Source organism: Stenotrophomonas aracearum (assembly GCF_031834615.1).
In the GTDB taxonomy this organism is placed as follows: Bacteria; Pseudomonadota; Gammaproteobacteria; order Xanthomonadales; family Xanthomonadaceae; genus Stenotrophomonas; species Stenotrophomonas aracearum.
In genome coordinates, this window is sequence record NZ_CP115543.1 from 2871074 (window position 1) to 2894110 (window position 23037).

Consider the following 23037-nt stretch of genomic DNA (forward strand, 5'->3'; position numbering starts at 1 on the left):
ATTCCGTACAGGTCATCAACGCAGGTAATGCATCAGGACGCCCAGAAGGGCAATCAGGCCGATGATCATCGCGAAGGCGTAGTGATAGAGGAAACCGGATTGGGTGCGACGCAGCAGGTTGGCGGCCAGGTCGATCAGGCGCGCCGAACCATTGACCACCACGCCATCGACGATGTTCGTGTCGATCGCGCGCGAAACCTTGCCCAGCTTGACGCCGCCACCGGCGAAACCGCCGATCCACAGCTTGTCGAACCCGTACTTGTTCTCCAGCACCGAGACCACCGGCGCAAAGGTCCTGCGCGCACGGGTCGCCAGTTCCGGCTTCCACAGGTAGAACAGCACCGCCAGCAGGAAACCGGCCACGGTCAGGAAGAACGCCGGCGCCATCATGCCGTGCAGGGCGAACGCGACCGGACCGTGGAACTCTTCGGCCAGGGCGCCAATGGTGTTGCGCGCCGGGTCGTAGAAGTCGACCACGCCGGTGAAGAACGAATGCACCTGGCCCGGAATGGCGTGCTCGGCGTGGTGGCCGGCCCAGTCGGTGCCGTACAGCATCGGACCGATGCTGAAGAAGCCCACGAGGATCGACGGGATCGCCAGCAGGATCAGCGGCAGGGTCACCACCCACGGGGTTTCGTGCGGCTCATGCGGACCGTGGCCATGGCCGTGGTCGTCATGGTGCGCGTCGCCGTGGTGGGCGTCTGCATGGTGTGCATCGGCAGCATGGTGATCGTCATGGCCGTGGCCATGGTCATCATGCGCATCACGGAAGCGCTCCTTGCCGTGGAAGGTCAGGAACAGCAGGCGGAAGCTGTAGAAGCTGGTGACGATCACGCCGCCCAGCACCGCCCAGTACCCGTAGGTCGCCACCCAGCTCGAAGAAACGTGCGCGTGGTGCTGCGCCGCTTCGATGATGGTGTCCTTGGAGTAGAAGCCGGAGAAGAACGGGGTACCGACCAGGGCCAACGTACCGATCCACATGGTGATGAAGGTGATCGGCATGTACTTGCGCAGGCCGCCCATCTTGCGCATGTCCTGCTCGTGGTGCATGGCGATGATCACCGAGCCCGCGCCGAGGAACAGCAGCGCCTTGAAGAAGGCGTGGGTCATCAGGTGGAACACGGCCGCCGAGTAGGCCGACACGCCCAGCGCCACGGTCATGTAGCCCAGCTGCGACAGCGTGGAGTACGCGACGACCCGCTTGATGTCGTTCTGCACGATGCCGATCAGGCCGGTGAAGAACGCGGTGGTGGCACCGATGAACAGCACGAAGTTCAGCGCGGTCTGCGACAGCTCGAACAGCGGCGACATGCGGGTGACCATGAAGATGCCCGCGGTGACCATGGTCGCGGCATGGATCAGTGCCGAGATCGGGGTCGGGCCTTCCATCGAGTCCGGCAGCCAGACGTGCAGCGGCACCTGGGCCGACTTGCCCATCGCGCCGATGAACAGGCAGATGCAGATGATGGTGGCGATCGACCAGATCACCGGCTCGCTCATCAGCTGGACGTTCTGGCCGAACAGGGTCAGCGAACCCGACCAGACCTGCAGCTGCGCTTCCGGGTGGGCCAGGATCGAAGCATTGGCGAACACGGTGGCGTAGTCCAGGGTGCCGAACACCCACAGCACGCCGGCGATGCCGAGGATGAAGCCGAAGTCGCCGACGCGGTTGACCAGGAACGCCTTCATGTTGGCGAAGATCGCGGTCGGACGCTTGAACCAGAAACCGATCAGCAGGTACGACACGAGGCCCACCGCTTCCCAGCCGAAGAACAGCTGCAGGAAGTTGTTGCTCATCACCAGGGTGAGCATCGAGAAGGTGAACAGCGAGATGTAGCTGAAGAAGCGCTGGTAGCCCGGGTCATCCTGCATGTACCCGATGGTGTACACGTGGACCAGGAACGACACGAAGGTCACCACCACCATCATCATGGCGGTGAGCTTGTCGATCATGAAACCGACATGCGCCGAGTAACGGCCGACCTCAAAGAAGGTGTAGACGTTTTCGTTGAACGGCTGCGCGCCGCCCCACAGCAGCTGGTAGAACACATAGCTGGACAGCACGCAGCTGACCGCGACACCGAGGATGGTGACGGTCTGGGCGCCAAGGCGACCCACCTGGCGACCGAACAGGCCGGCGATGATGCTGCCGAGCAGTGGTGCAAGCACCACGGCGATCAACAGACTCTTGGAGAGAGTAATTTCCATCTACGGATCAGCCCTTCAGCGAATCGACTTCGCCGACATTGATGGTGCGGCGGGTACGGAACAGGGTTACCAGGATCGCGAGGCCGATCGCGGCCTCGGCCGCGGCCACGGTCAGGATGAAGAACACGAACAGCTGGCCGGCCGTGTCGCCCATCTCACGCGAGAACCCGACGAAGTTGATGTTCACCGAGAGCAGCATCAGTTCGATGGACATCAACAGCACGATGATGTTCTTGCGGTTGAGGAAGATGCCGGCAAGGCTGATGCAGAACAGCAGCGCGCCAAGGGCCAGGATATGACCAAGGGTGATCACGGGGCGGCCTCCTCGTTGCTGGACGGCTTGGTAAGGGTGTGGACCACCGGCTTTTCGGCATCCATCTTGACCACGCGCAGGCGGTCATGGCCCTTGACCATGGTCTGCTCGGACGGGTTCTGGGTCTTCAGGCCGGTACGGCGACGCAGGGTCAGCATGACGGCGGCAACCACGGCCACGGTCAGGATGACGGCGGCGAACTCGAACGGCAGCAGGTATTCGGTGAACAGGCTGCGCGCCAGCCAGGTGATGTTGGAGCTGTCGGCGGCGAGCGCGGCGGCGTTGTCGGCCGGCAGCGGGTTGACCGCCCTGCCCTTCACGCCGATCAGGATCAGCATCTGCACCAGCATGGTGACCGCGACCACCAGGCCGAGCGGCAGGTAACGCACCCAGCCTTCGCGCAGGTTGGAGGCGTCGATGTCCAGCATCATCACCACGAACAGGAACAGCACCATCACCGCGCCGACGTAGACCAGCACCAGCGCCACGCCGAGGAACTCAGCCCCGACCAGGATCCAGATGCAGGCCACGGAGAAGAAGGTCAGGATCAGGCACAGCACGGCATACACCGGATTGCGCACGCTGATCACCGCCGCGGCGGAAATGCCCGCCACGATGGAGAAGACCCAGAAGAAGATATTTACCCAATCCATCATGGACCTCAGCGGAAAGCGGCGTCGGCGGCGCGACGCTCGGCGATTTCGGCTTCAAGCCGATCACCGAGGGCCAGCAGCTGCGGCTTGGTAACGATGTTTTCGCCACGCTTCTCGAAGTGGTACTCGAGGATGTGCGTCTCGACGATCGAGTCCACCGGGCAGCTTTCTTCGCAGAAGCCGCAGAAGATGCACTTGAACAGGTCGATGTCGTAGCGGGTGGTACGGCGGGTGCCGTCTTCGCGCTTGGCCGAGTCGATGGTGATCGCCAGCGCCGGGCACACCGCTTCGCACAGCTTGCAGGCGATGCAACGCTCTTCGCCGTTGGGATACCGGCGCAGCGCGTGCAGGCCACGGAAGCGCGGCGACTGCGGGAACTTCTCCATCGGGTACATCAGCGTGTACTTCGGCTTGAAGGTGTACTTGAGGGTCAGCCACAGGCCCCCGAGCAGCTCGAGCAGCAGCAGGCTTTTGAAGTAATGGGTAATTCGATTCATCACTTAGACGCCCTTCTGGATCACGCCGTAGAACACCATCAACGCCGTCACAGCAATCCACGCGATGGTGAGCGGGATGAAGACCTTCCAGCCCAGACGCATGATCTGGTCATAACGGAAGCGCGGGAAGCTGGCACGGAACCAGATGTAGGCGCTGGCGAAGAAGAACACCTTCAGCAGCAGCCACGGTGCACCGCCCTTCCAGATCCAGTCGATCCACGGCGAGATGTCCGCCGTGATCCAGCCTTGGAACGGGCTCAGCCAGCCGCCGAGGAAGAAGATCGAGATCAGGAAGCTGATCAGGATCATGTTGGCGTATTCGGCCAGGAAGAACAGCGCGAACGCACCACCGGAGTATTCGACCATGTGGCCGGCGACGATTTCCGATTCGCCTTCCACCACGTCGAACGGCGCGCGGTTGGTTTCGGCCACGCCGGACACCCAGTACACGACGAACAGCGGGAACAGCGGGATCAGGAACCAGTCGAAGAAGCCGGAGTTGCCGGCCTGCGCCATCACGATGCTGCTCAGGTTCAGGCTGCCCGCCGCGATCATCACGCCGACCAGGGCAAAGCCCATGGCGATTTCGTAGCTGATCATCTGCGCCGAGGCGCGCATCGCACCCAGGAACGCATACTTGGAGTTGGATGCCCAACCGGCCAGGATGATGCCGTACACGCCCAGCGAGGTCATCGCCAGCAGGTACAGCAGGCCGGCGTTGGCATTGGACAGCACCACCTGCGCGTCGAACGGCACCACCGACCAGGCCGCGAACGCCGGTGCCAGGGTGATCAGCGGCGCCAGCACGAACATCGCCTTGTGCGAGCTCGCCGGCTGGATGATCTCCTTGAACAGCAGCTTGAAGACGTCGGCGAAGGCCTGGAAGATCCCCATGCCCACGTACATCGGACCGTGGCGGACGTGCATCCAGCCGATCAGCTTGCGTTCCCAGACCACGAAGAAGGCCACCGCGATGATCACCGGCATGGCGATCACCAGGATCTTCAGCACGATCCACAGCAGCGCGCCGATTTCACCCAGGCCCAGCAGCCACTGGTGAAGCGGGTCGACCGCGTTAATCAGCAACTCGTTCATGCAGCCACCACCGTTACGCGTGCGGCGCCCAGCGGTGCGGTTGCACCGTGGCCCGATTCAATCCAGACCGAACCCGCGGCGACGCGGGCGTCGACCACCACCGGCAGGGTGGCCTTGCCGGCATCGGTGCCGACCTTGGCCATCTGCCCTTCGACCAGCTGCAGGCGGGCGGCGTCATCGCTGTTGAGCACGATGCGCGGCGCGGCGTTGAGCGGGTGCGACTGCAGCGCCAGGGCGCGACGGACCACCGCGTCGGTGCGGTAGATCGCAGCGGTGGACGCCACTTCCAGGCCTTCGCCGGCCACCGGCGTTGCCGCCGAGGTGGAGACGTTGACGGTCACCGGGGCTAGGCTTGCACGCAGGCCGGCCAGGTCGGTGAATTCGAAACCGGACAGGGCCAGCTCGCCGCCGAGCGCACGCAGCACGCGCCAGCCTTCACGGGCTTCGCCCGGCAGCTTGCCGCCGGCACGCGCCGACTGCTCGCGACCGTCGAGGTTGGTCAGGGTGGCGTCGATTTCCGGCAGCGCACCGATCGGCAGGATCACGTCGGCCACGTCGCGGGTCGAGGCGCAGGCGAACTGGCTGAAGGCCACCACCTGCGCGCCGGCCAGCGCCTTGCGGGCGGCGGCGGTGTCGGCGAAGTCCAGGCCCGGCTCGATGCCGTACAGGGCATAGGCCTTGCGCGGCTGGGCCAGCATGGCGTTGACGTCCTTGCCGGCCGGCAGCACGCCGGCGCGGGACAGGCCCACGGCATTGGCGCCCTGCGGGATGCGGCACAGCTTGGCACCGGTTGCAGCGGCGAAATCACGCGCGGCGGCGCGGATCGCGGCGGCCTGCGGGTGGTTTTCGGCGATGCCACCGACGATCAGCACGGCGTTGCCGGTGACCGCCTGGCGCAGATCGGCGTTGCCGAGTGCGTCGACGAACTTCGACGGTGCCACGATCTGCTTGCCGGCCAGCTTGAACGCGAAGTCGAAGTCGACCGGGTTGATCGCGTGGATCTTCGCGTTGCGGGTGGTCTGCGCCTTGCGCAGGCGGGCGTGCAGCAGCGGCAGTTCGTGCCGGATGTTGCTGCCCAGCACCACGATGGTGTCGGCGGCTTCGATTTCGGCCAGCGACAGGCCGAACACTTCGGCCGTAGCGGCGTCGGAGAAATCGCGGTTCTGGATGCGATGGTCGATGTTGCCGGTGCCCAGGCCGGACGCGAGACGGGCCAGCAGTGCGCCCTCCTCGTTCGAGGCCGACGGGTGCACCAGCACGCCGAGATCATCACCATTGTTGGCAGCCAGGATGTCCTTGGCCGCGGCCAGTCCTTCGGCCCAGCTCACTTCCTGCCATTCGCCATTGACCTTGCGCAGCGGCTTGACCGCGCGGTCGGCGCTGTACAGGCCCTGGTGCGAATAACGGTCGCGGTCGGACAGCCAGCATTCGTTGACCAGCTCGTTGTCGCGCGGCACCGAGCGCAGCACTTCGCCGCGACGCACGTGCAGGAACAGGTTCGAGCCCATCGCGTCGTGGTAACCCAGCGACTCGCGTGCGGTCAGTTCCCACGGGCGGGCGCGGAACTGGAACACCTTGTTGGTCAGCGCGCCGACCGGGCACACGTCAACCACGTTGCCCGAGAGCTCGGTGGTCAGCGGCTTGCCGTCGTAGGTGCCGATCTGCAGGTTCTCACCGCGGTACATGCCACCCAGTTCATAGGTACCGGCGACGTCGGCGGTGAAGCGGACGCAGCGGGTGCACTGGATGCAGCGGGTCATTTCGGTGGCCACCAGCGGACCGATGTCCTCGTCGGGCACCACGCGCTTGCGCTCGTTGAAGCGGCTCACCGAACGGCCGTAGCCGAGCGAGACGTCCTGCAGTTCGCATTCGCCGCCCTGGTCGCAGACCGGGCAGTCCAGCGGGTGGTTGATGAGCAGGAACTCCATCACCGAACGCTGGAACTTGAGTGCCTTCTCGCTGCGGGTGGCGACCTTCATGCCGTCCATCACCGGGGTGGCGCAGGCTGGCGCCGGCTTGGGCGACTTTTCAACGTCGACCAGGCACATGCGGCAGTTGGCGGCGATCGGCAGCTTCTCGTGGTAGCAGAAGCGCGGGATCGGAATGCCGGCCTTGTCGGCGGCCTGGATGATCATCGAGCCCTTGGGCACGACCAGGGACTGGCCGTCGATCTCGACGGTCACATGCCCTTCCGGCACGATCGCCGGGGTGCCACCAGGGTTGTTGGGTTGCGCGCTCATGCGGCGGCTGCCTCCACCTTCGTGCCGTCGACCATCGAATGACCGTTGACGATGTAGTACTCGAATTCGTCCCAGAACTGGCGCAGGAAGCCCTGGATGGGCCATGCCGCCGCTTCACCGAACGCACAGATGGTGTGGCCTTCGATCTGGCCGGCCACCGCCTTCAACTGGTGCAGGTCTTCCATGGTCGCCTTGCCGGCGACGATGCGCTCGAGCACGCGGTGCATCCAGCCGGTGCCTTCACGGCACGGGGTGCACTGGCCACAGGATTCCTTGTGGAAGAACTGAGAGATGCGGCAGGCGAACTTGACGCAGCAGACGCTGTCGTCCAGCACCACGATGGCACCCGAGCCCAGGCCGGTGCCCAGGGCACGCAGGGTGTCGTAGTCCATCTGCAGGCCCTTGAGTTCCTCGGCCTTCAGCACCGGCATCGACACGCCGCCCGGCACCGCGCCCTTCAGGGTGCGACCCGGCTTCAGGCCGCCGGCCATTTCCAGCAGCTCGTCGAAGGTGGTGCCCAGCGGCACTTCGAAGTTGCCGCCCTGCTGCACGCAGCCGGAGACCGAGAAGATCTTCGGACCGCCGTTCTTGGTCAGGCTCAGGCCCTGGAACCATTCCGGGCCGTTGCGGATGATCGCCGGCACCGAGGCATAGGTCTCGGTGTTGTTGATCGTCGACGGCTTGCCGTACAGGCCGAAGTTGGCCGGGAATGGCGGCTTGTAGCGCGGCTGGCCCTTCTTGCCTTCCAGCGATTCCATCAGCGCGGTTTCTTCGCCGCAGATGTAAGCGCCGGCGCCGAGCGCACCGTAGATGTCGATGTCCACGCCGCTGCCAAGGATGTCCTTGCCCAGCCAGCCGTTCGCGTACGCGTCGGCCAGGGCCTGTTCGAAGTTCTCGAACGGCTCGTGGTGGAACTCACCGCGCAGGTAGTTGTAGCCCACGGTGCTGCCGGTGGCGTAGCAGGCGATCGCCATGCCTTCCACCACCGAATGCGGGTTGTAACGCAGGATGTCGCGGTCCTTGCAGGTCCCCGGCTCGGACTCGTCCGAGTTGCACAGGATGTACTTCTGCATGGTGCCCTTGGGCATGAAGGACCACTTCAGGCCGGTCGGGAAGCCCGCGCCACCGCGGCCGCGCAGGTTCGACTGCTTGACCATCTCGATGACCTGCTCCGGCGAGATCTTCTCTTCGAGGATCTTGCGCAGGGCGGCGTAGCCACCGGTCTTGAGGTAGTTTTCGTACGACCACGGGGTGTCGTAATGCAGGGTGGTGTAGACCACCTGGTGCGGCAGCGGTGCGGGACCGACGGGACCGGACGGTGCGTGATGATGTGCCATGTCTTACTCCAACCCGTCCAGCAGCTCGTCGACCTTCTCGACGGTCAGGCGCTCGTGGTAATGGCCATTGATGACCATCATCGGCGCACCGGCGCAACCGGCCAGGCATTCTTCTTCACGCTTGAGGTAGATGCGGCCGTCGGCGGTGGACTGGCCGGTCTTGCAGCCGAGCTTCTTCTCGGCATGCGCGACCAGGTCCTCGGCGCCGTTCAACCAGCAGCTGATGTTGGTGCAGAAGGCAACGTTGTGGCGGCCGACCTTCTCCAGCTCGAACATCGAGTAGAAGCTGGCAACCTCGTAGGCCCACACCGGCGGCAGGTCCAGGTACTTGGCGACGCCGGCGATCAGCTCGTCGGTCAGCCAGCCGGCATTCTGCTCCTGGGCAGCGTGCAGGCCCTGCAGCACCGCCGAACGCTTGCGGTCCGGCGGAAACTTGGACAGCCAGTGATCGATGTGCGCGCGCGTCTTGTCGCTCAACACCACCATCGGGTCGACGTCACGCGCCGCCTCGAAATTACCCGTCGCCTTCATCGGCCGACCCCTGCAAATACCAGAATAGTGGGAACCAGAACCTGCAGCGCCGGCATCGGCCGGCGGGTGTCAGGCATCGTGCATGCGCGTGCCATTACCGGTCCACCTCACCGAACACCAGGTCGTAGGTGCCGATCATGGCCACCACGTCGGCGAGCATGTGCCCGCGCACGACCGAGTCGATCGAGGACAGATGGGCAAAGCCCGGCGCGCGCAGGTGCACGCGGAACGGCTTGTTGGCGCCATCGGACATCAGGTAGCAGCCGAACTCGCCCTTGGGCGCTTCGACCGCGGCGTAGGTTTCGCCGGCCGGGACGCAGTAGCCTTCACTGAACAGCTTGAAGTGATGGATCAGCGCTTCCATGTCGTCCTTCATGTCCTCGCGGCTGGGCGGCGCGACCTTGAAGTTCTTGACCATGACCGGACCCGGATTGGCACGCAGCCAGTCCACGCATTGCTTGATGATGCGGTTGGATTCGCGCATCTCGGCCACGCGGACCAGGTAACGGTCGTAGCAGTCGCCTTCCTTGCCGAGCGGGATGTCGAAGTCGACCGCATCGTACTTGGCGTACGGCTGCTTCTTGCGCAGGTCCCAGGCAATGCCCGAGCCGCGCAGCATCACGCCGGTCATGCCCCAGGCATGCGCCAGTTCCGGGCTGACCACGCCGATGCCGACCGTACGCTGCTTCCAGATACGGTTGTCGGTGAGCAGGGTTTCGTATTCGTCGACGCGCGACGGGAACTCCTTGGTGAAGTTCTCCAGGAAGTCGAGCAGCGAACCTTCGCGCGAGGCGTTGAGGTTCTTCAGGGCCTTGCCCTTGTGCCAGCGCGATTCCTTGTACTTCGGCATCTGGTCCGGCAGGTCGCGGTACACGCCGCCCGGACGGTAGTACGCCGCATGCATGCGCGCGCCGCTGACCGCTTCGTAGCAGTCCATCAGCTCTTCGCGCTCGCGGAAGGCGTACAGCATCACCGCCATCGCGCCCAGGTCGAGCGCGTTGGAGCCCAGCCACATCAGGTGGTTCAGGATGCGGGTGATTTCGTCGAACATGGTGCGGATGTACTGGGCACGCTCGGGCGCTTCGATCCCCATCAGGGTTTCGATGGCGCGCACGTAGGCGTGCTCGTTGCACATCATGGACACGTAATCCAGGCGATCCATGTACCCGATGGACTGGTTGAACGGCTTGGATTCGGCCAGCTTTTCGGTGCCACGGTGCAGCAACCCGACGTGCGGGTCGGCACGCATGATGGTTTCGCCGTCCATTTCCAGGATCAGGCGCAGCACACCGTGCGCGGCCGGATGCTGGGGACCGAAGTTCATCGTGTAGTTGCGGATTTCCTGGCGCAGTTCGGCCGGGTTGCTCGCAAAGGCCTGGTGGGCTTGCTTGAACTCACTCACTTGCTTGCCTCCGACTGCGCGGTTTCGCCGGCAGCGGTCTGGAAACGGGCGTCGTCACGGATCACGCGCGGCACGCCGACACGCGGCTCCACCGAGGTGACCGGTTCGTACACGACGCGCTTCTTTTCTTCGTCGTAGCGGACTTCGACATTGCCGATCAGCGGGAAGTCCTTGCGGAACGGATGCCCCACGAAGCCGTAGTCGGTCAGGATGCGGCGCAGGTCCGGGTGGCCTTCGAAGATCACGCCGAACAGGTCGAACGCTTCGCGCTCGAACCAGTTCAGGCCCGGCCACACGCTGGTCAGCGAGGCGACCACCGGCAGTTCCTCGTTCGGCGCGAAGCAGCGGATGCGCATGGTGAGGTTGTGCTGGTAGGACCGCAGCTGCGCGACCACGGCATAACGCTGCAGCGGCACCGGCTGCGGCTGGGCGCCTTCCGGGGTTTCGCGGGTGGGGAACTCGCCCCACGCGAAACGGCCGGCGCCCTTGCCTTCCACGCCACGGCTGAAGCCGTGCGAAGAGACGTCGGCGGTGTCCCACTCGTCGCTGCCATAGCCGAGGTAGTCAACGCCGCACAGGTCGACGGACTGCTCGAAACCGAATTCGTCGCGCAGCGCCAGAGCAGTGGCATGCCAGTCGGCAGCGGGCACTTCCAGCGTCACTTCGCCGCGGGGTTCGACCACGAAGACCTGCGCACCTGCGAAACGTGCGGAGAGTCGGTCGATGAAGGATGCTTGCTCTGCCATGGGGGCTTGGCGCGCTCTTGTCAGGAGGAATGTCAGCGGGCGATGGTCTGCGTACGCCAGATCTTCTTCTGCAGCTGCAGGATCCCGTACACCAACGCTTCGGCGGTAGGCGGACAACCGGGGACGTACACGTCCACCGGCACCACGCGGTCGCAACCACGCACCACTGCATAGGAGTAGTGGTAGTAGCCGCCACCGTTGGCGCAGCTGCCCATGGAGATGACCCACTTCGGGTCCGGCATCTGGTCGTAGACCTTGCGCAGCGCCGGGGCCATCTTGTTGACCAGGGTGCCGGCCACGATCATCACGTCGGACTGGCGCGGCGACGGGCGGAACACCACGCCGTAGCGGTCAAGGTCCAGGCGCGCGGCACCGGCATGCATCATTTCAACCGCGCAGCAGGCCAGACCGAAGGTCATGGGCCACATCGAGCCGGTACGTGCCCAGTTCAACAGCGCGTCGACGCTGGTGGTCACATAGCCCTTTTCGAGCAGCGGGTTGTCGCCTTCGGGGCGCAGGATGTCGTCGACCCGCCCTTCCGGGACCGGGTTGTTCATCAGGCCATCGAGAGTCTGAATTACTCCCATTCCAGCGCTCCCTTCTTCCAGACGTAAATGAAACCGAGGAAAAGCATGCCCACGAACAGGCCCATCGTGACCAGCGAACGTGCGCCCAGCTCCATGAAGACCTGGGTCCACGGCACGATGAAGATGATTTCCAAGTCAAATACGATGAACTGGATGGCGATCAGGTAGTAGCGCACATCGAACTTCATGCGCGCGTCCTCGAAAGCCTCGAAGCCGCATTCGTACGGCGAGAGCTTTTTCAGATCTGGACGCCGGGGACCGAGGAACCGACCGACCAGCATCAGCGCAACGCCGATACCGGTGGCAACAATCAGAAACAGCAGAGACGGCAAATATTCGGCCAGCACAGCGATTCTCTCTTGCCTCTGCCGCCACGCCTGCAGGCGTCTTGGCATGGGGGAGTGGACGGAAAACGTTGCTGGCGCTTTGCGCGCCAGACGAACCCGCTTACAAACAAAATGGTGCCCAAGAGGGGACTCGAACCCCTACGACCTAAGTCGCTACCACCTCAAGGTAGTGCGTCTACCAATTCCGCCACCTGGGCATTGCATTACGTATCGCGCTGGGCGTGATTCCTGGTGGACTCCCCCAACGCGCCGCATATTGTAACCGTCTTCAGGGAGTCTGGGAGCCTTCCGAAGGCTTTTCTTCACCCGATTTCGGCGTTTCGGCCTGAGCCGGCACAGTCGCCTGCGGAACCGGCTGCGGCGCAGCGGCTTCCGGGGCCTTCGGCACGGCCGGCAGCTCACCGGCGGGGACCGCCGGCGCGGCAGGCGCGACCGGGGCAGACATCACGCCGAGGTCCTGCTGGACCGCCGGTCGCGCACCATGGCTGGCGTACCAGGCCATGAAGAGGCTGATGCCGAAGAACACCACGGCCAGCCACTTGGTCGACTTGGACAGGAAGTTGGACGCGCCGCGCGCGCCGAACACCGTGCCCGAGGCACCGGCGCCGAACCCCGACCCTGCGGCCGCACCGGAACCACGCTGCATCAGGATGAGCGCGATCATGGCCACTGCCACCAGCACGTAGACCACATTGAGGATCAACATCAGCATTTCGAATCCGTCCTCGGACAATTCTTGTTAGTGCCCGGCCGCCGCATGGGCGATGGCCAGGAAATCCGCGGCCACCAACGAGGCGCCGCCTACCAGCCCACCATCGACATCGGGCTGTGCGAACAGCTCTGCGGCGTTGTCGGGCTTCACGCTGCCGCCGTACAGGATTGGCAACGAATCGGCGATTCTAGCATCCCGCTTGGCCACTTCGCCACGGATGAACGCATGGACCTGCTGGGCCTGCTCTTTGGTGGCGGTGCGGCCGGTCCCGATCGCCCAGACCGGCTCATAGGCGACCACGGCGTGCTGGAAGCCCTCCGGCCCGACCTGGTCGAGCACCGGGGTCAGCTGGCTGGCGATGACCTGCTCGGTCTGGCCGCCTTCACGCTGCTCCAGGGTTTCGCCCACGCACAGCACCGGGACCAGCCCGGCATGCAGGGCGGCGGCGAACTTGCGCGCGACCAGCTCGCTGGTCTCGTTGTGGTACTGGCGGCGCTCGGAATGGCCGACCAGGCCGTAGCGGGCGCCGACGTCGGCCAGCATGGCCGCGCAGACCTCGCCGGTGTAGGCGCCCTTTTCATTGGAGCTGACGTCCTGCGAGCCGAAAGCGACAGCACGACCCTCGAAGGCCTCCACCAGCTCGCCCAGGTACGGCAGCGGCGGCAGGATCACCACGTCCACGCCCTCCTTGGGCAGGTCGGCGACGATGTCGCTGACCAGGTCGGTGGCGAAGTGGCGGCTGCCGTGCAGCTTCCAGTTACCGGCGACGATCTTGCGGCGCATGGGCGGGCTCCATTTGGGTATCAGCCGGTGATGATACCGGATGTAACGAATCCGCGTTTCAGGAAAACGCTTACATTTCAAATGGATAATGAAAAAGGCCGCCCGGAGGCGGCCTTTGAGGCGTACCGACTGACAGTCGGTACCCACGTCATTTGAGTTTGATCTCGCGCAGGCGCTCTTCGAGGAAGCCGTGGGCGGTGATCGGCTCCGGGTAGCGGCTGGGATTGTCCGCGCTGATGCAGGTCGGCAGCACGTCGATCAGGAAGTCCGGGTTCGGGTGCAGGAAGAACGGCACCGAGTAACGCGGCTGGCGGGCCTGCTCGCCCGGGGGGTTGACCACGCGGTGGATGGTGGACGGGTACACGTGGTTGGTCAGGCGCTGCAGCATGTCGCCGATGTTGACCACGATGGTGTCCGCGTCGGAGGTGAACGGCACCCACTTGCCTTCGTGCGACTGCACTTCCAGGCCGGCGGCGCTGGCACCGACCAGCAGCGTGATGAAGTTGATGTCGCCGTGCGCGCCGGCGCGGACGTTGGGGATGTCGTCGGCGGTGATCGGCGGGTAGTGGATCGGGCGCAGGATTGAGTTGCCGTTGTTGGTCTTGTCGGCGAAGAAGTCGATCGGCAGGCCGATGTGCAGCGCCAGCGCCGACAGCACGCGCGACCCCAGCTGGTCCAGCGCCTGGAACAGGCCGTAGCCCTTCTCGCGGAAGCCCGGTACTTCGGTCGGCCACAGGTTCGGCGCCATCACGTCACGGTACTTGGAGTCATCCGGGATCTCGCGGCCGATGTGCCAGAACTCCTTCAGGTCGAAGTGCTTGGAGCCCTTCGCGGTTTCCACGCCGAACGGGGTGTAGCCGCGCGCGCCGCCGGTGCCCGGCAGGTGGTACTGCAGCTTGGTCGCTTCGGGCAGCGCGAAGAACGCCTTGAAGACCTCGTACGCACCGTCGATGTCCGCCTGCGGGATGCCGTGGTTGCGGATGCCCGCAAAACCCCATTCACGGTAGGCCGCCCCCAGCTCGGCGACGAACGCGTCGCGGTCACTGTCGAAACGGGTGATGTCGAGGGTGGGGATCTGGCTCACTGCGGTTCCTGGCTGGTTCGGGGGTGGAGATGGGCCACGGCTGTGGCCCGGCTGAACATTGTGCCAGATCGGAGGATCTGCACTGACGATACATTGATACAAACCGATACAATGCGCGCGACATCGCCGCCGCCACGTCAATCGCCCCTCCCTGTCTGCCCTGACACCGCAAGGACGCCCGCGCGTCCCCTGCCCCCTTGGCCGTGCGCGCGCACCGGGGCAGTGACCCTCCCGCGCCCGCAATGACGTTGAATGACTGGACACCTGGAACGTTCACGATGGACAAGCCACTGAAGATCCTGCACACGGAAGCCGCCAAGGGATTCGGCGGGCAGGAGATCTACATCTATCGCCACATGCTGGCCATGCGCGAGCGCGGCCACGACGTGTCGCTGCTGTGCCAGCCGGGCGCCCGCCTGGGTGAAATGGCCCGCGAGGCCGGCTTCACCGTGCATGCATTGAAGATGGGCGGCCTGCTGCGGATGCTGCGCGGCATCTGGTCGGTATCCCGCCTGGTGCGGCGGCACACCTATGACGTGGTCAATACCACCAGCCGCCGCGATGCCCTGATCGCCGCCGCCGGCGCCCGCCTGGGCGGTGCACCGCTGGTGGTCCGATCGCGCCACCTGATGAGCCCGGTCAATTCGCTGCTCACCTACACCGGGCTGCCGCACCGGGTGCTGACCGTCAGCAGCTTCGTCAAGCAGCTGCTGGTCCATCGCGGCATCGCCGACGACCGGATCGGCATCGTGCCGCCGATCGCGGTTCCGCCGCAGTGGTCGCAGGCCACCAGCGACGACGCCTGGCAGTGCCTGCAGGACACCCGCGCCGAGGTCCGCCGCGAACTGGGCTTCAGCGACGATCAGGTCGTGGTCGGTTGCGTGGCCGTACTGCGCGAGGCCAAGGGCCATGCCGACCTGCTGCGCGCGATCGCGCCGCTCTGCCGCCAGCACCCGAACCTGCAGCTGGTGATCGTGGGCGACGGCGCGCCGGTGATGGAACGCCTGACCGCGCTGCGCGCCGAGCTGGGCATTGCCGGCCAGGTGCACCTGCTGGGCTACCGGCTGGGGGCCTGCCGGCTGATGACCGCGTTCGACATCTTCGCGCTGGCCAGCCACAAGGAAGCGGCCGGCACGGTGTTCCTGGAGGCGGCCTACGTGGGCGTGCCGATCGTCGCCACCCGCGTGGGCGGCGTGCCGGAAATGCTGGTGGAAGGCAGCAACGCCCTGCTCGCCCCGCTCGGCGACCAGGCCGCGCTGACCGCGGCATTGCAGACCCTGGTGGAGCAGCCCGAACGCCGCCGGCAGATGGGCCAGGCCGGCTGGGACTGGATGCGCAGCGCGCACCGTTTCACCCCGACCGGGCACACCGAGGCCACCGAGTACTATTACCACCAGTGGTTGAAGGAACTGGGCCATGGCAAACGCTAGAACCGTACCGGTGCTGATGCACCACCATGTTTCGCCCTCGCCGGGCATGATCACGGTGTCGCCGGAAAATTTCGAGAGCCAGATCGCGTGGCTGGCCGCCAACGGCTGGACCTCGCTGACCCTGGCCCAGTACGCCGACTTCCTGGCCGGTAGGCCGGTACCGCGCAAATCCATCGTCATCACCTTCGACGACGGCTACCTGGACAACTGGGTGTATGCGCACCCGATCCTGCAGAAGTACGGCATGCATGCGGTGGTGTTCGTGGTCACCGGCTGGATGGGCCAAGGCCCGGTGCGCCCGCACGCTGGCCAGCCCGGTGCGACGCTGCCGGCGACCCCGGACCACCGTGGCTGCGAAGACGCGATCCTGCGCGAGAACCGCCACGACGACGTGATGATGCGCTGGAGCGAAGCGCGCGCGATGATCGAGGCCGGTACGTTCGAGGTGCATTGCCATACCCATACCCACACGCGCTGGATGAAGCAGGACATCAGCCGTACGCAGAAGCGCGACGGCATCACCCGCGACCTGGAAATGGCACGCGCGGTGCTGCAGGAACAGCTGGGCGAGGTGTCAGACACGCTGTGCTGGCCGTACGGCGATTTCGACGAGGATTACCTGCCGATCGCGCGTGCGCAGGGCTTCCGTTACCTGCACACCACGCACCCGTTCGGGCGCAACGTGGTAGGTGGCGATCCGGAACACATCTATCGGTTTGCCATCCGCAACCGACCCGCCAGCTGGCTGCGCAAGCGCATCGCGTGGAGTTACCACCCGTTGATCGCACCGGTGTTCAACCGGTTCAAGGCGAAGCAGAAGAAGATGGCACCGGGGCCGTAACGCACATGAAAAACCCGGCCTTGGCCGGGTTTTTCATGTCAGCGTCGGCTACGCATCATGCCGCAGCCGCTGCCTTCACTGCAGCGGACAGACTGTCCAGCGTGCCCTGCATCAACTCGGCCGTATCGGCCTCCACCGTGACCCGCACTACCGGCTCGGTGCCGGAGGGACGCAGGAATGCGCGGCCGCGGCCCTTGACCGCTTGCTGCGCATGGACCAGCGCCGACTGCACGCCTTCGGACTGCACGATGACCTTGGCCGAGACACCGGCCAGGCGCACGTTGACGGTCTTCTGCGGCACCTTGGTCACGTCGCTCAATGCAGCACGCAGCGAGATACCGCCACGACGCAGCACTTCCAACACCTGCAGCGCACTGACGATGGCATCGCCGGTGGTCGCACGGTCCAGGCACAGCAGGTGGCCCGAAGCCTCGCCACCGAGCACGCCGCCGCCTTCCACCAGCGCCTGGTGCACGTAGCGGTCGCCCACGTTGCTGCGCACGAACGGCAGGCCGAGGCGTTCCAGCGCCTGCTCCAGCCCGAAGTTGGTCATCAGCGTGCCCACCACCGGTCCGCGCAGGCGGCCCGACGTCTGCCACGCCGCCGCCAGTACATACAGCAGGTCATCGCCGTCGACCGGGTTGCCCTGGTCGTCGGCCATCAGCACGCGGTCGCCGTCGCCGTCGAAGGCGATGCCCAGGTCCGCACCGACCTCGCGCACCTTGGCGGCGAGGTTGTCGATGTGCATCGACCCGACGCCATCATTGATGTTCACGCCATTGGGCTCGGCGCCGATGGCCACGACCTCCGCACCCAGCTCGCGGAACAGCAGCGGCGCGATGTGATACGTGGCGCCATGCGCGCAGTCCAGCACGATCTTCAGGCCGCGCAGGTCGAACCCACGCGGCACGCTGGCCTTGCAGAACTCGATGTAACGGCCGACCGCGTCGCGCGCACGCGCCGCCTTGCCGAGCCGGTCCGAATCGACCGTGGTGAACTCGGTGTCCAGCGCCGCTTCCAGCGCCAGCTCGGTATCGTCGTCGAGCTTCTCGCCGTCGGCCGAGAAGAACTTGATGCCGTTGTCGTAATGCGGGTTATGCGAGGCGCTGATCACGATGCCGGCGTCCGCACCCAGGGTGCGGGTCAGGAATGCGACCGCCGGGGTCGGCATCGGGCCCAGCAGCTGCACATCCGCACCGGCGGCAACCAGGCCGGCTTCCAGCGCAGCTTCGAACATGTAACCCGAGATCCGGGTGTCCTTGCCGATCACGACCACCGGGCGCACGCCGGGGGCATGCTTGCTGCGCTCGATCAGTACCCGGCCCAGCGCATTGCCCAGGCGCAGCACGAAATCGGCGGAGATCACGCCCTGCCCGACCCGACCGCGGATGCCGTCGGTCCCGAAGTATTTACGCGCGGCCATCAGGCGGCAGCGTCCGGCGCGGACTGGCGGCCCAGCATGGCGAGCAGTTCGGCCAGGCGGTCGCGCATTTCACGACGGTCGCAGATCTGGTCGATGGCACCGTGCTCGAGCAGGAACTCGGAGCGCTGGAAGCCTTCCGGCAGCTTTTCGCGCACGGTCTGCTCGATCACGCGCGGGCCGGCGAAGCCGATCAACGCCTGCGGTTCGGCGATGTTGATGTCGCCCAGCATCGCGAAGGATGCCGACACGCCACCGGTAGTCGGATGGGTCAGCACCGAGATGTACGGCAGGCCGGCGTCGCGCAGGCGACCCAGCGCGGCCGAGGTCTTGGCCATCTGCATCAGCGAGAACAGGCCTTCCTGCATGCGCGCGCCGCCGCTCGCGGAGAAGCACACGTACGGCGCACCGATTTCCAGCGCCTTTTCGGCCGCCAGCGAGAAGCGCTCACCGACCACAGAGCCCATCGAACCGCCCATGAAGGCGAAGTCGAAGGCCGAGGCCACCAGCGGCCGGCCCTTGAGCAGGCCCTGCATGGCGATCAGCGCGTCGTACTCGCCGGTGTTCTTCTGCGAGGCCTTGATGCGCTCGCTGTACTTCTTCTGGTCCTTGAACTTGAGCAGGTCGGTCGGTCCCAGGCGCGCGGCGATTTCGGTGGTGCTGTCGGCGTCGAACAGCGAGGCCAGGCGTGCGCGTGCGCGGATCGCCATGTGGTGGCCGCACTTTGGGCAGACTTCCAGGTTTTCTTCCAGCTCAGGACCGTAAAGCGCGCTGCCGCAGCTGCTGCACTTTTCCCACAGGCCCTCGGGGACGCTGCGCTTCTTGCTGGGGACGTTGTCGGTGCGGATGCCCGACGGCATCAACTTGCTGAGCCAACTCATGCGGGATGACACTTCCGTTCAGGGCGGCCCGAAAGCCGCAAAGGCGGACAGTCTAGCTCACCGGCTGTGGAGCCGGGATCCCTACGGGGGCGTGTGGATGCGGCGTGAATGGTGCCACGTGAAAACGGGATGCCGTTCGAATCCCGGTAGCGCCGGCCGTTGGCCGGCCCTCATGGCGCCGGATGGACCCCTTGGGTCGGCCAACGGCCGACGCTACCGATCAATGGCTATCCAGAGCGTCGCGCAGAGGCCGTAGGAACGCCTTGGCGGTGCGCGCCGCAGCCTCGGCGCCGTCCGCCTCGGCCAACGCCGCCACCAGTGCGCTGCCCACCACCACGCCGTCCGCCTCGGCGGCCATCGCCGCCGCGCTGGCGGCGTCCTTGATCCCGAAACCGGCCACTACCGGTGCGGTGGAACGGCTGCGCAGGTCGCGCAGGCGGGCGCCGGCGGCGCTGCTGTCGAGGCGCTCGGAGGCGCCGGTGACGCCGGCGAAACTCACGTAGTACAGGTAGCCCCGGGCCATGCCCGCGAGCAGGTCCAGGCGGCTGTCGGCGGTGGTCGGCGAGGCCAGCAGGATCAGCGCCAGCCCGGCCGCGTTGAAGATCGCCAGGGTCTCCTCGGCCTCTTCCGGCGGCAGGTCGACCAGCAGCACCCCGTCCACGCCCGCGGCAATGGCCGCCTCGGCGAACTTCGCGGTGCCGTGGATCTCCACCGGGTTCAGGTAGCCCATCAGCACCACTGGGGTGGTGCTGTCGTCGCGGCGGAACGCGGTGACGGTTTCCAGTACGTAGCGCAGGCCCGCACCTCGGGCCAGCGCGCGCTCGGAACTGCGCTGGATGGTCGGGCCGTCGGCCATCGGGTCGGAGAACGGCACGCCGAGTTCGATCACGTCGGCGCCTGCGGCGGCCAGGGCGTGCATGACCGGAACGGTCGCTTCCAGGCCGGGGTCGCCGGCGGTAATGAATGGAATCAGCGCCTTGCGGCGGCTGGCGCGCAGGCGCGCGAAACAGGCATCGATACGGTCGACAGGCATTTCAGGCACATCCTTCTTTCAGTTCAACGGCGCCACTGGCGCCCCAATACATCGTAGAAATCATCCCTTCGAAGATCTCCAGGCGGATTGCCAGATCCGACCCCGGGTCCTGCCAGGTAAGGTAGTGACCCGTTTCCGGGTCGTAGGCATGCGGCGCGCGGGTGCTGCCCGGCGGCAGGCGCTTGAGCGCCTCCGCTTCGGACATGCCCAGGCGCAGCCCGAACGGACCGGGCTGTGCAATCGCCTCGGTCGAGCCGTCGATGCTGGCCAGGTCGAAACGCTGCACGTGGTCGTCCTCGACCATCATTGCCACGCCTTCGGGCAGGCTGCCGCGTTCGTAGTACTCGCACGCACCAGCGGCCTCGCCGTCGCTCAGCCCTGCCGAGTGCCATTCGCCCTCGGCCTCGACTTCGCTGAAGCGCTGGCCTATCAGCACATCGCCGGCATGGTCGAGTGCAACCGAGACCACCGACGGCGCCGCAGCATCGTCGTCGCTGTCGGAGGCAACGTCGGACGCACTGTCAGACGGTCGCTTGGCTACCTCAGCATTTCCCGGTGGCGCCGGGGCGGTTACCTTCGGCGACGGCGTCGCCAGCACCGGCGGCTCCGGCGCGGTGCAGCCGGCCAGGCCGGCCGCGATCAGCAGCGCACTTCCCTGGCGCAGCATCGGATTCACAGGATCAGACCCTCGCGCGCGGCGATGGTGTGCACGTCCTTGTCGCCACGCCCGGACAGGTTGCACAGCACCAGCTTGTCCTTCGGGAGGTCGCGCGCCAGCTTGATCGCCTGGGCCACCGCATGGCTGGACTCCAGCGCCGCCAGGATGCCTTCGCTGTGCGCCAGCTGGTGGAACGCGGCCAGCGCTTCGTCGTCGGTGATGCCCAGGTATTCGGCACGGCCGCTGTCGGCCAGGAACGCATGTTCGGGGCCCACGCCGGGGTAGTCCAGGCCGGCCGACACCGAATGGGTTTCGATGATCTGGCCGTCGTCGTCGCAGATCACATAGGTCCGGTTGCCGTGCAGCACGCCGGGGCGGCCAGCGGCGATGGAGGCGGCGTGGCGGCCGGTTTCAATGCCGTCACCGGCGGCTTCGGCACCGACGATGCGGACCGCGCGATCGTTGAGGAAGGCATGGAACAGGCCGATGGCATTGCTGCCGCCGCCGACGCAGGCGGTGATCGCATCGGGCAGGCGGCCGTAGTCGGTGAGCATCTGCGCGCGCGCTTCGCGGCCGACGATGGCATTGAAGTCACGCACCATGCGCGGGTACGGATCAGGGCCGGCCACGGTGCCGATGATGTAGAAGGTGTCGCGCACGTTGGTGACCCAGTCGCGCATCGCTTCGTTCAGCGCGTCCTTCAGGGTGGCCGAGCCGGAGGTCACCGGCACCACCGTCGCGCCCAGCAGCTTCATGCGGTAGACGTTGATCTTCTGCCGCTCGATGTCGGTGGCACCCATGTACACCACGCACTCCAGGCCCAGCCGTGCGGCCACCGTGGCACTGGCCACGCCGTGCTGGCCGGCGCCGGTCTCGGCGATGATGCGCTTCTTGCCCATCCGCGCGGCCAGCAGCGCCTGGCCGATTGTGTTGTTGATCTTGTGCGCGCCGGTGTGGTTCAGGTCTTCGCGCTTGAGCAGGATCTGCGCGCCGCCGACCTGCTGGCTGAGCCGCTCGGCGTGGTAGATCGGGCTGGGCCGGCCCACGTAATGGGTGAGGTCCTTGTCGTAGGCGGCAATGAAGGCCGGATCGCGGCGCGCTTCATCGTAGGCCGCGGCCAGTTCCTGCAGCGGGCCGATCAGGGTTTCGGCGACAAAACTTCCGCCGTAGCGGCCGAAGTGGCCCTGGGCGTCGGGATAGGCGTGGAAATCTGCGATGGGGGATGCGGGGGATGCGGACATGACGCGACAGCCGATGGAGACAGGCTGACAATCTAACGCACCTGTCCCGACCGGAATATCGATATTATCTGCATCGACCCGTCAGGAAAACTCACATGAGCCAGACGCCCCTGCCCCCGCTCAATGCCCTGCGCAGCTTCGAGGCTACCGCCCGGCTGGGCGGCGTGGGTCGGGCCGCCGAAGCCCTGCATGTCACCCACGGGGCGATCAGCCGCCAGTTGCGGCTGCTTGAGGAGCATCTGGGCGTGACGCTGTTCGAGCGTGAGGGACGCGGCGTGCGGCTGACCGCCGCCGGTACCGCGCTGCAGGCCGCGTGCGACGGCGCCTTCACCCAGATTCGCGATGCGGTAGACCGCCTGCAGCGCCGGCAGCGCCCCGACGCGCTCGTGCTGGGCTGCAGTGGCAGCATCCTGGCGCGCTGGATGATTCCGCGCCTGCCAACCCTGCAGGCCGAGCTGCCGCAACTGGCGCTGCACTGGTCGGCGCAGGACGGCAGCTTCACCGAGCAGCAGCAGGCGCTGGACGCGGTACTGCTGCTGGCGCAGCCGCCGTGGCCGCGTGGCTGGCAGGTTCGCGAACTGGCCCCGGAACGGGTGGGCGTGGTGGTCAGCCCGCAGCATACGGCGGCCGCACGGCTACGCCATCAGCCGCCGCATGCCCTGCTGGGCGAACCGCTTCTGCACACCACCTCGCGTCCGCAGGCCTGGCCGGAGTGGGCGCTGTCGCATGGCCTGGACCCGGCGCAGCTGCAGCTGGGCACCGGGTTCGAGCACCTGTACTTCCTGCTGGAAGCGGCGGTGGCCGGGCTGGGCGTTGCGATCGCGCCGGAACCGCTGGTGGCCGATGAGCTGGCGGCCGGGCGGCTGTTGGCGCCATGGGGGTTCGGCGCGACCGGCGGATTCTGGGTGCTGGCAACACGGGCGGGCGCGCAGGATGCGCGGGTCGAGGCGCTCAGCGATTGGCTGGCAGAACAGCTTCGGTAGGGTCGCACCCCAGTC

At 66.1% G+C, this 23037-nt stretch carries 23 protein-coding genes and 1 tRNA gene; 3 read left to right on the forward strand and 21 right to left on the reverse strand.

From position 1 onward, the window contains the following. Positions 1-15: 15 nt before the first annotated feature. The 16 genes from nuoL to PDM28_RS13180 all read right to left on the reverse strand — a co-directional run bounded on the left by nuoL (position 16) and on the right by PDM28_RS13180 (position 14535). Positions 16-2208, reverse strand: a complete 2193-nt coding sequence (gene nuoL / locus PDM28_RS13105) for an NADH-quinone oxidoreductase subunit L (RefSeq protein WP_311182363.1) — start codon at positions 2206-2208, stop codon at positions 16-18. Between the two features lie 7 nt (positions 2209-2215). After that, a complete protein-coding gene (gene nuoK / locus PDM28_RS13110; protein ID WP_068853402.1) occupies positions 2216-2521 on the reverse strand; it encodes an NADH-quinone oxidoreductase subunit NuoK in 306 nt (101 codons plus the stop codon). Continuing rightward, complete coding sequence (locus PDM28_RS13115; protein WP_171966744.1) at positions 2518-3177, reverse strand: NADH-quinone oxidoreductase subunit J; 660 nt, start codon at positions 3175-3177, stop codon at positions 2518-2520. Before PDM28_RS13115 ends, nuoK begins: the two co-directional genes overlap by 4 nt. A gap of 5 nt (positions 3178-3182) precedes the next feature. Beyond that, positions 3183-3671: an NADH-quinone oxidoreductase subunit NuoI gene (nuoI, locus tag PDM28_RS13120; protein ID WP_070207230.1), complete on the reverse strand. Its 489-nt coding sequence runs from the start codon at positions 3669-3671 to the stop codon at positions 3183-3185. A gap of 3 nt (positions 3672-3674) precedes the next feature. Next, complete coding sequence (gene nuoH / locus PDM28_RS13125) at positions 3675-4766, reverse strand: NADH-quinone oxidoreductase subunit NuoH (RefSeq protein ID WP_102944531.1); 1092 nt, start codon at positions 4764-4766, stop codon at positions 3675-3677. Beyond that, entirely contained in the window at positions 4763-7006 is a 2244-nt protein-coding gene (nuoG, locus tag PDM28_RS13130; protein WP_311182364.1) for an NADH-quinone oxidoreductase subunit NuoG, read from the reverse strand. The genes nuoH and nuoG overlap by 4 nt, the downstream gene beginning before the upstream one ends. Further along, on the reverse strand, positions 7003-8343 hold the full coding sequence (gene nuoF / locus PDM28_RS13135; protein ID WP_311182365.1) for an NADH-quinone oxidoreductase subunit NuoF: 1341 nt from the start codon (positions 8341-8343) through the stop codon (positions 7003-7005). Before nuoF ends, nuoG begins: the two co-directional genes overlap by 4 nt. A 3-nt stretch (positions 8344-8346) precedes the next feature. Next, positions 8347-8874 carry an NADH-quinone oxidoreductase subunit NuoE gene (gene nuoE / locus PDM28_RS13140; protein ID WP_070207226.1) on the reverse strand — a complete coding sequence of 176 codons (528 nt, stop codon included), beginning with the start codon at positions 8872-8874 and terminating at the stop codon, positions 8347-8349. Between the two features lie 94 nt (positions 8875-8968). Next, the gene (locus tag PDM28_RS13145) at positions 8969-10276 is read right to left on the reverse strand and encodes an NADH-quinone oxidoreductase subunit D (protein WP_070207225.1); all 1308 of its coding nucleotides are present in this window, start codon (positions 10274-10276) and stop codon (positions 8969-8971) included. Next, a complete protein-coding gene (locus tag PDM28_RS13150) occupies positions 10273-11022 on the reverse strand; it encodes an NADH-quinone oxidoreductase subunit C (RefSeq protein ID WP_102944529.1) in 750 nt (249 codons plus the stop codon). Before PDM28_RS13150 ends, PDM28_RS13145 begins: the two co-directional genes overlap by 4 nt. A 32-nt stretch (positions 11023-11054) precedes the next feature. Beyond that, positions 11055-11609, reverse strand: coding sequence for a NuoB/complex I 20 kDa subunit family protein (locus tag PDM28_RS13155; RefSeq protein ID WP_017354657.1), 555 nt, complete (start codon positions 11607-11609; stop codon positions 11055-11057). After that, a complete protein-coding gene (locus tag PDM28_RS13160; protein WP_026069699.1) occupies positions 11600-11956 on the reverse strand; it encodes an NADH-quinone oxidoreductase subunit A in 357 nt (118 codons plus the stop codon). The genes PDM28_RS13155 and PDM28_RS13160 overlap by 10 nt, the downstream gene beginning before the upstream one ends. A 112-nt stretch (positions 11957-12068) precedes the next feature. Beyond that, positions 12069-12153: transfer RNA gene (locus tag PDM28_RS13165), tRNA-Leu, on the reverse strand. A gap of 71 nt (positions 12154-12224) precedes the next feature. After that, positions 12225-12668 (reverse strand): preprotein translocase subunit SecG, encoded by a 444-nt coding sequence (secG, locus tag PDM28_RS13170; RefSeq protein WP_070207238.1) that lies wholly within the window; start codon positions 12666-12668, stop codon positions 12225-12227. Between the two features lie 27 nt (positions 12669-12695). Then, complete coding sequence (gene tpiA / locus PDM28_RS13175; protein WP_311182366.1) at positions 12696-13451, reverse strand: triose-phosphate isomerase; 756 nt, start codon at positions 13449-13451, stop codon at positions 12696-12698. Between the two features lie 148 nt (positions 13452-13599). Then, positions 13600-14535, reverse strand: coding sequence for an isopenicillin N synthase family dioxygenase (locus PDM28_RS13180; protein ID WP_102944526.1), 936 nt, complete (start codon positions 14533-14535; stop codon positions 13600-13602). A gap of 278 nt (positions 14536-14813) precedes the next feature. Here PDM28_RS13180 and PDM28_RS13185 point away from each other — a divergent pair, with 278 nt between their 5' ends. Both PDM28_RS13185 and PDM28_RS13190 read left to right on the forward strand, forming a co-directional pair. After that, entirely contained in the window at positions 14814-15965 is a 1152-nt protein-coding gene (locus PDM28_RS13185) for a glycosyltransferase family 4 protein (RefSeq protein WP_311182367.1), read from the forward strand. Beyond that, positions 15952-16806 (forward strand): polysaccharide deacetylase family protein, encoded by an 855-nt coding sequence (locus tag PDM28_RS13190; protein WP_311182368.1) that lies wholly within the window; start codon positions 15952-15954, stop codon positions 16804-16806. Before PDM28_RS13185 ends, PDM28_RS13190 begins: the two co-directional genes overlap by 14 nt. Before the next feature lie 55 nt (positions 16807-16861). On the opposite strand, the gene glmM is transcribed toward PDM28_RS13190, so the two are convergent. From glmM to trpB, 5 genes are all read right to left on the reverse strand, one after another. After that, positions 16862-18229 carry a phosphoglucosamine mutase gene (gene glmM / locus PDM28_RS13195; protein WP_311182370.1) on the reverse strand — a complete coding sequence of 456 codons (1368 nt, stop codon included), beginning with the start codon at positions 18227-18229 and terminating at the stop codon, positions 16862-16864. Beyond that, positions 18229-19107 (reverse strand): acetyl-CoA carboxylase, carboxyltransferase subunit beta, encoded by an 879-nt coding sequence (gene accD, locus PDM28_RS13200; RefSeq protein WP_070207217.1) that lies wholly within the window; start codon positions 19105-19107, stop codon positions 18229-18231. Before accD ends, glmM begins: the two co-directional genes overlap by 1 nt. Positions 19108-19327: 220 nt before the next feature. Further along, positions 19328-20140, reverse strand: a complete 813-nt coding sequence (trpA, locus tag PDM28_RS13205; RefSeq protein ID WP_311182372.1) for a tryptophan synthase subunit alpha — start codon at positions 20138-20140, stop codon at positions 19328-19330. 1 nt (position 20141) lies between these two features. Continuing rightward, entirely contained in the window at positions 20142-20816 is a 675-nt protein-coding gene (locus tag PDM28_RS13210) for a hypothetical protein (protein WP_311182373.1), read from the reverse strand. Further along, the gene (gene trpB, locus PDM28_RS13215) at positions 20813-22039 is read right to left on the reverse strand and encodes a tryptophan synthase subunit beta (protein WP_102944520.1); all 1227 of its coding nucleotides are present in this window, start codon (positions 22037-22039) and stop codon (positions 20813-20815) included. The genes PDM28_RS13210 and trpB overlap by 4 nt, the downstream gene beginning before the upstream one ends. 95 nt (positions 22040-22134) lie before the next feature. Here trpB and PDM28_RS13220 point away from each other — a divergent pair, with 95 nt between their 5' ends. Beyond that, positions 22135-23022: a LysR family transcriptional regulator gene (locus PDM28_RS13220; RefSeq protein WP_311182374.1), complete on the forward strand. Its 888-nt coding sequence runs from the start codon at positions 22135-22137 to the stop codon at positions 23020-23022. Positions 23023-23037: the final 15 nt, after the last annotated feature.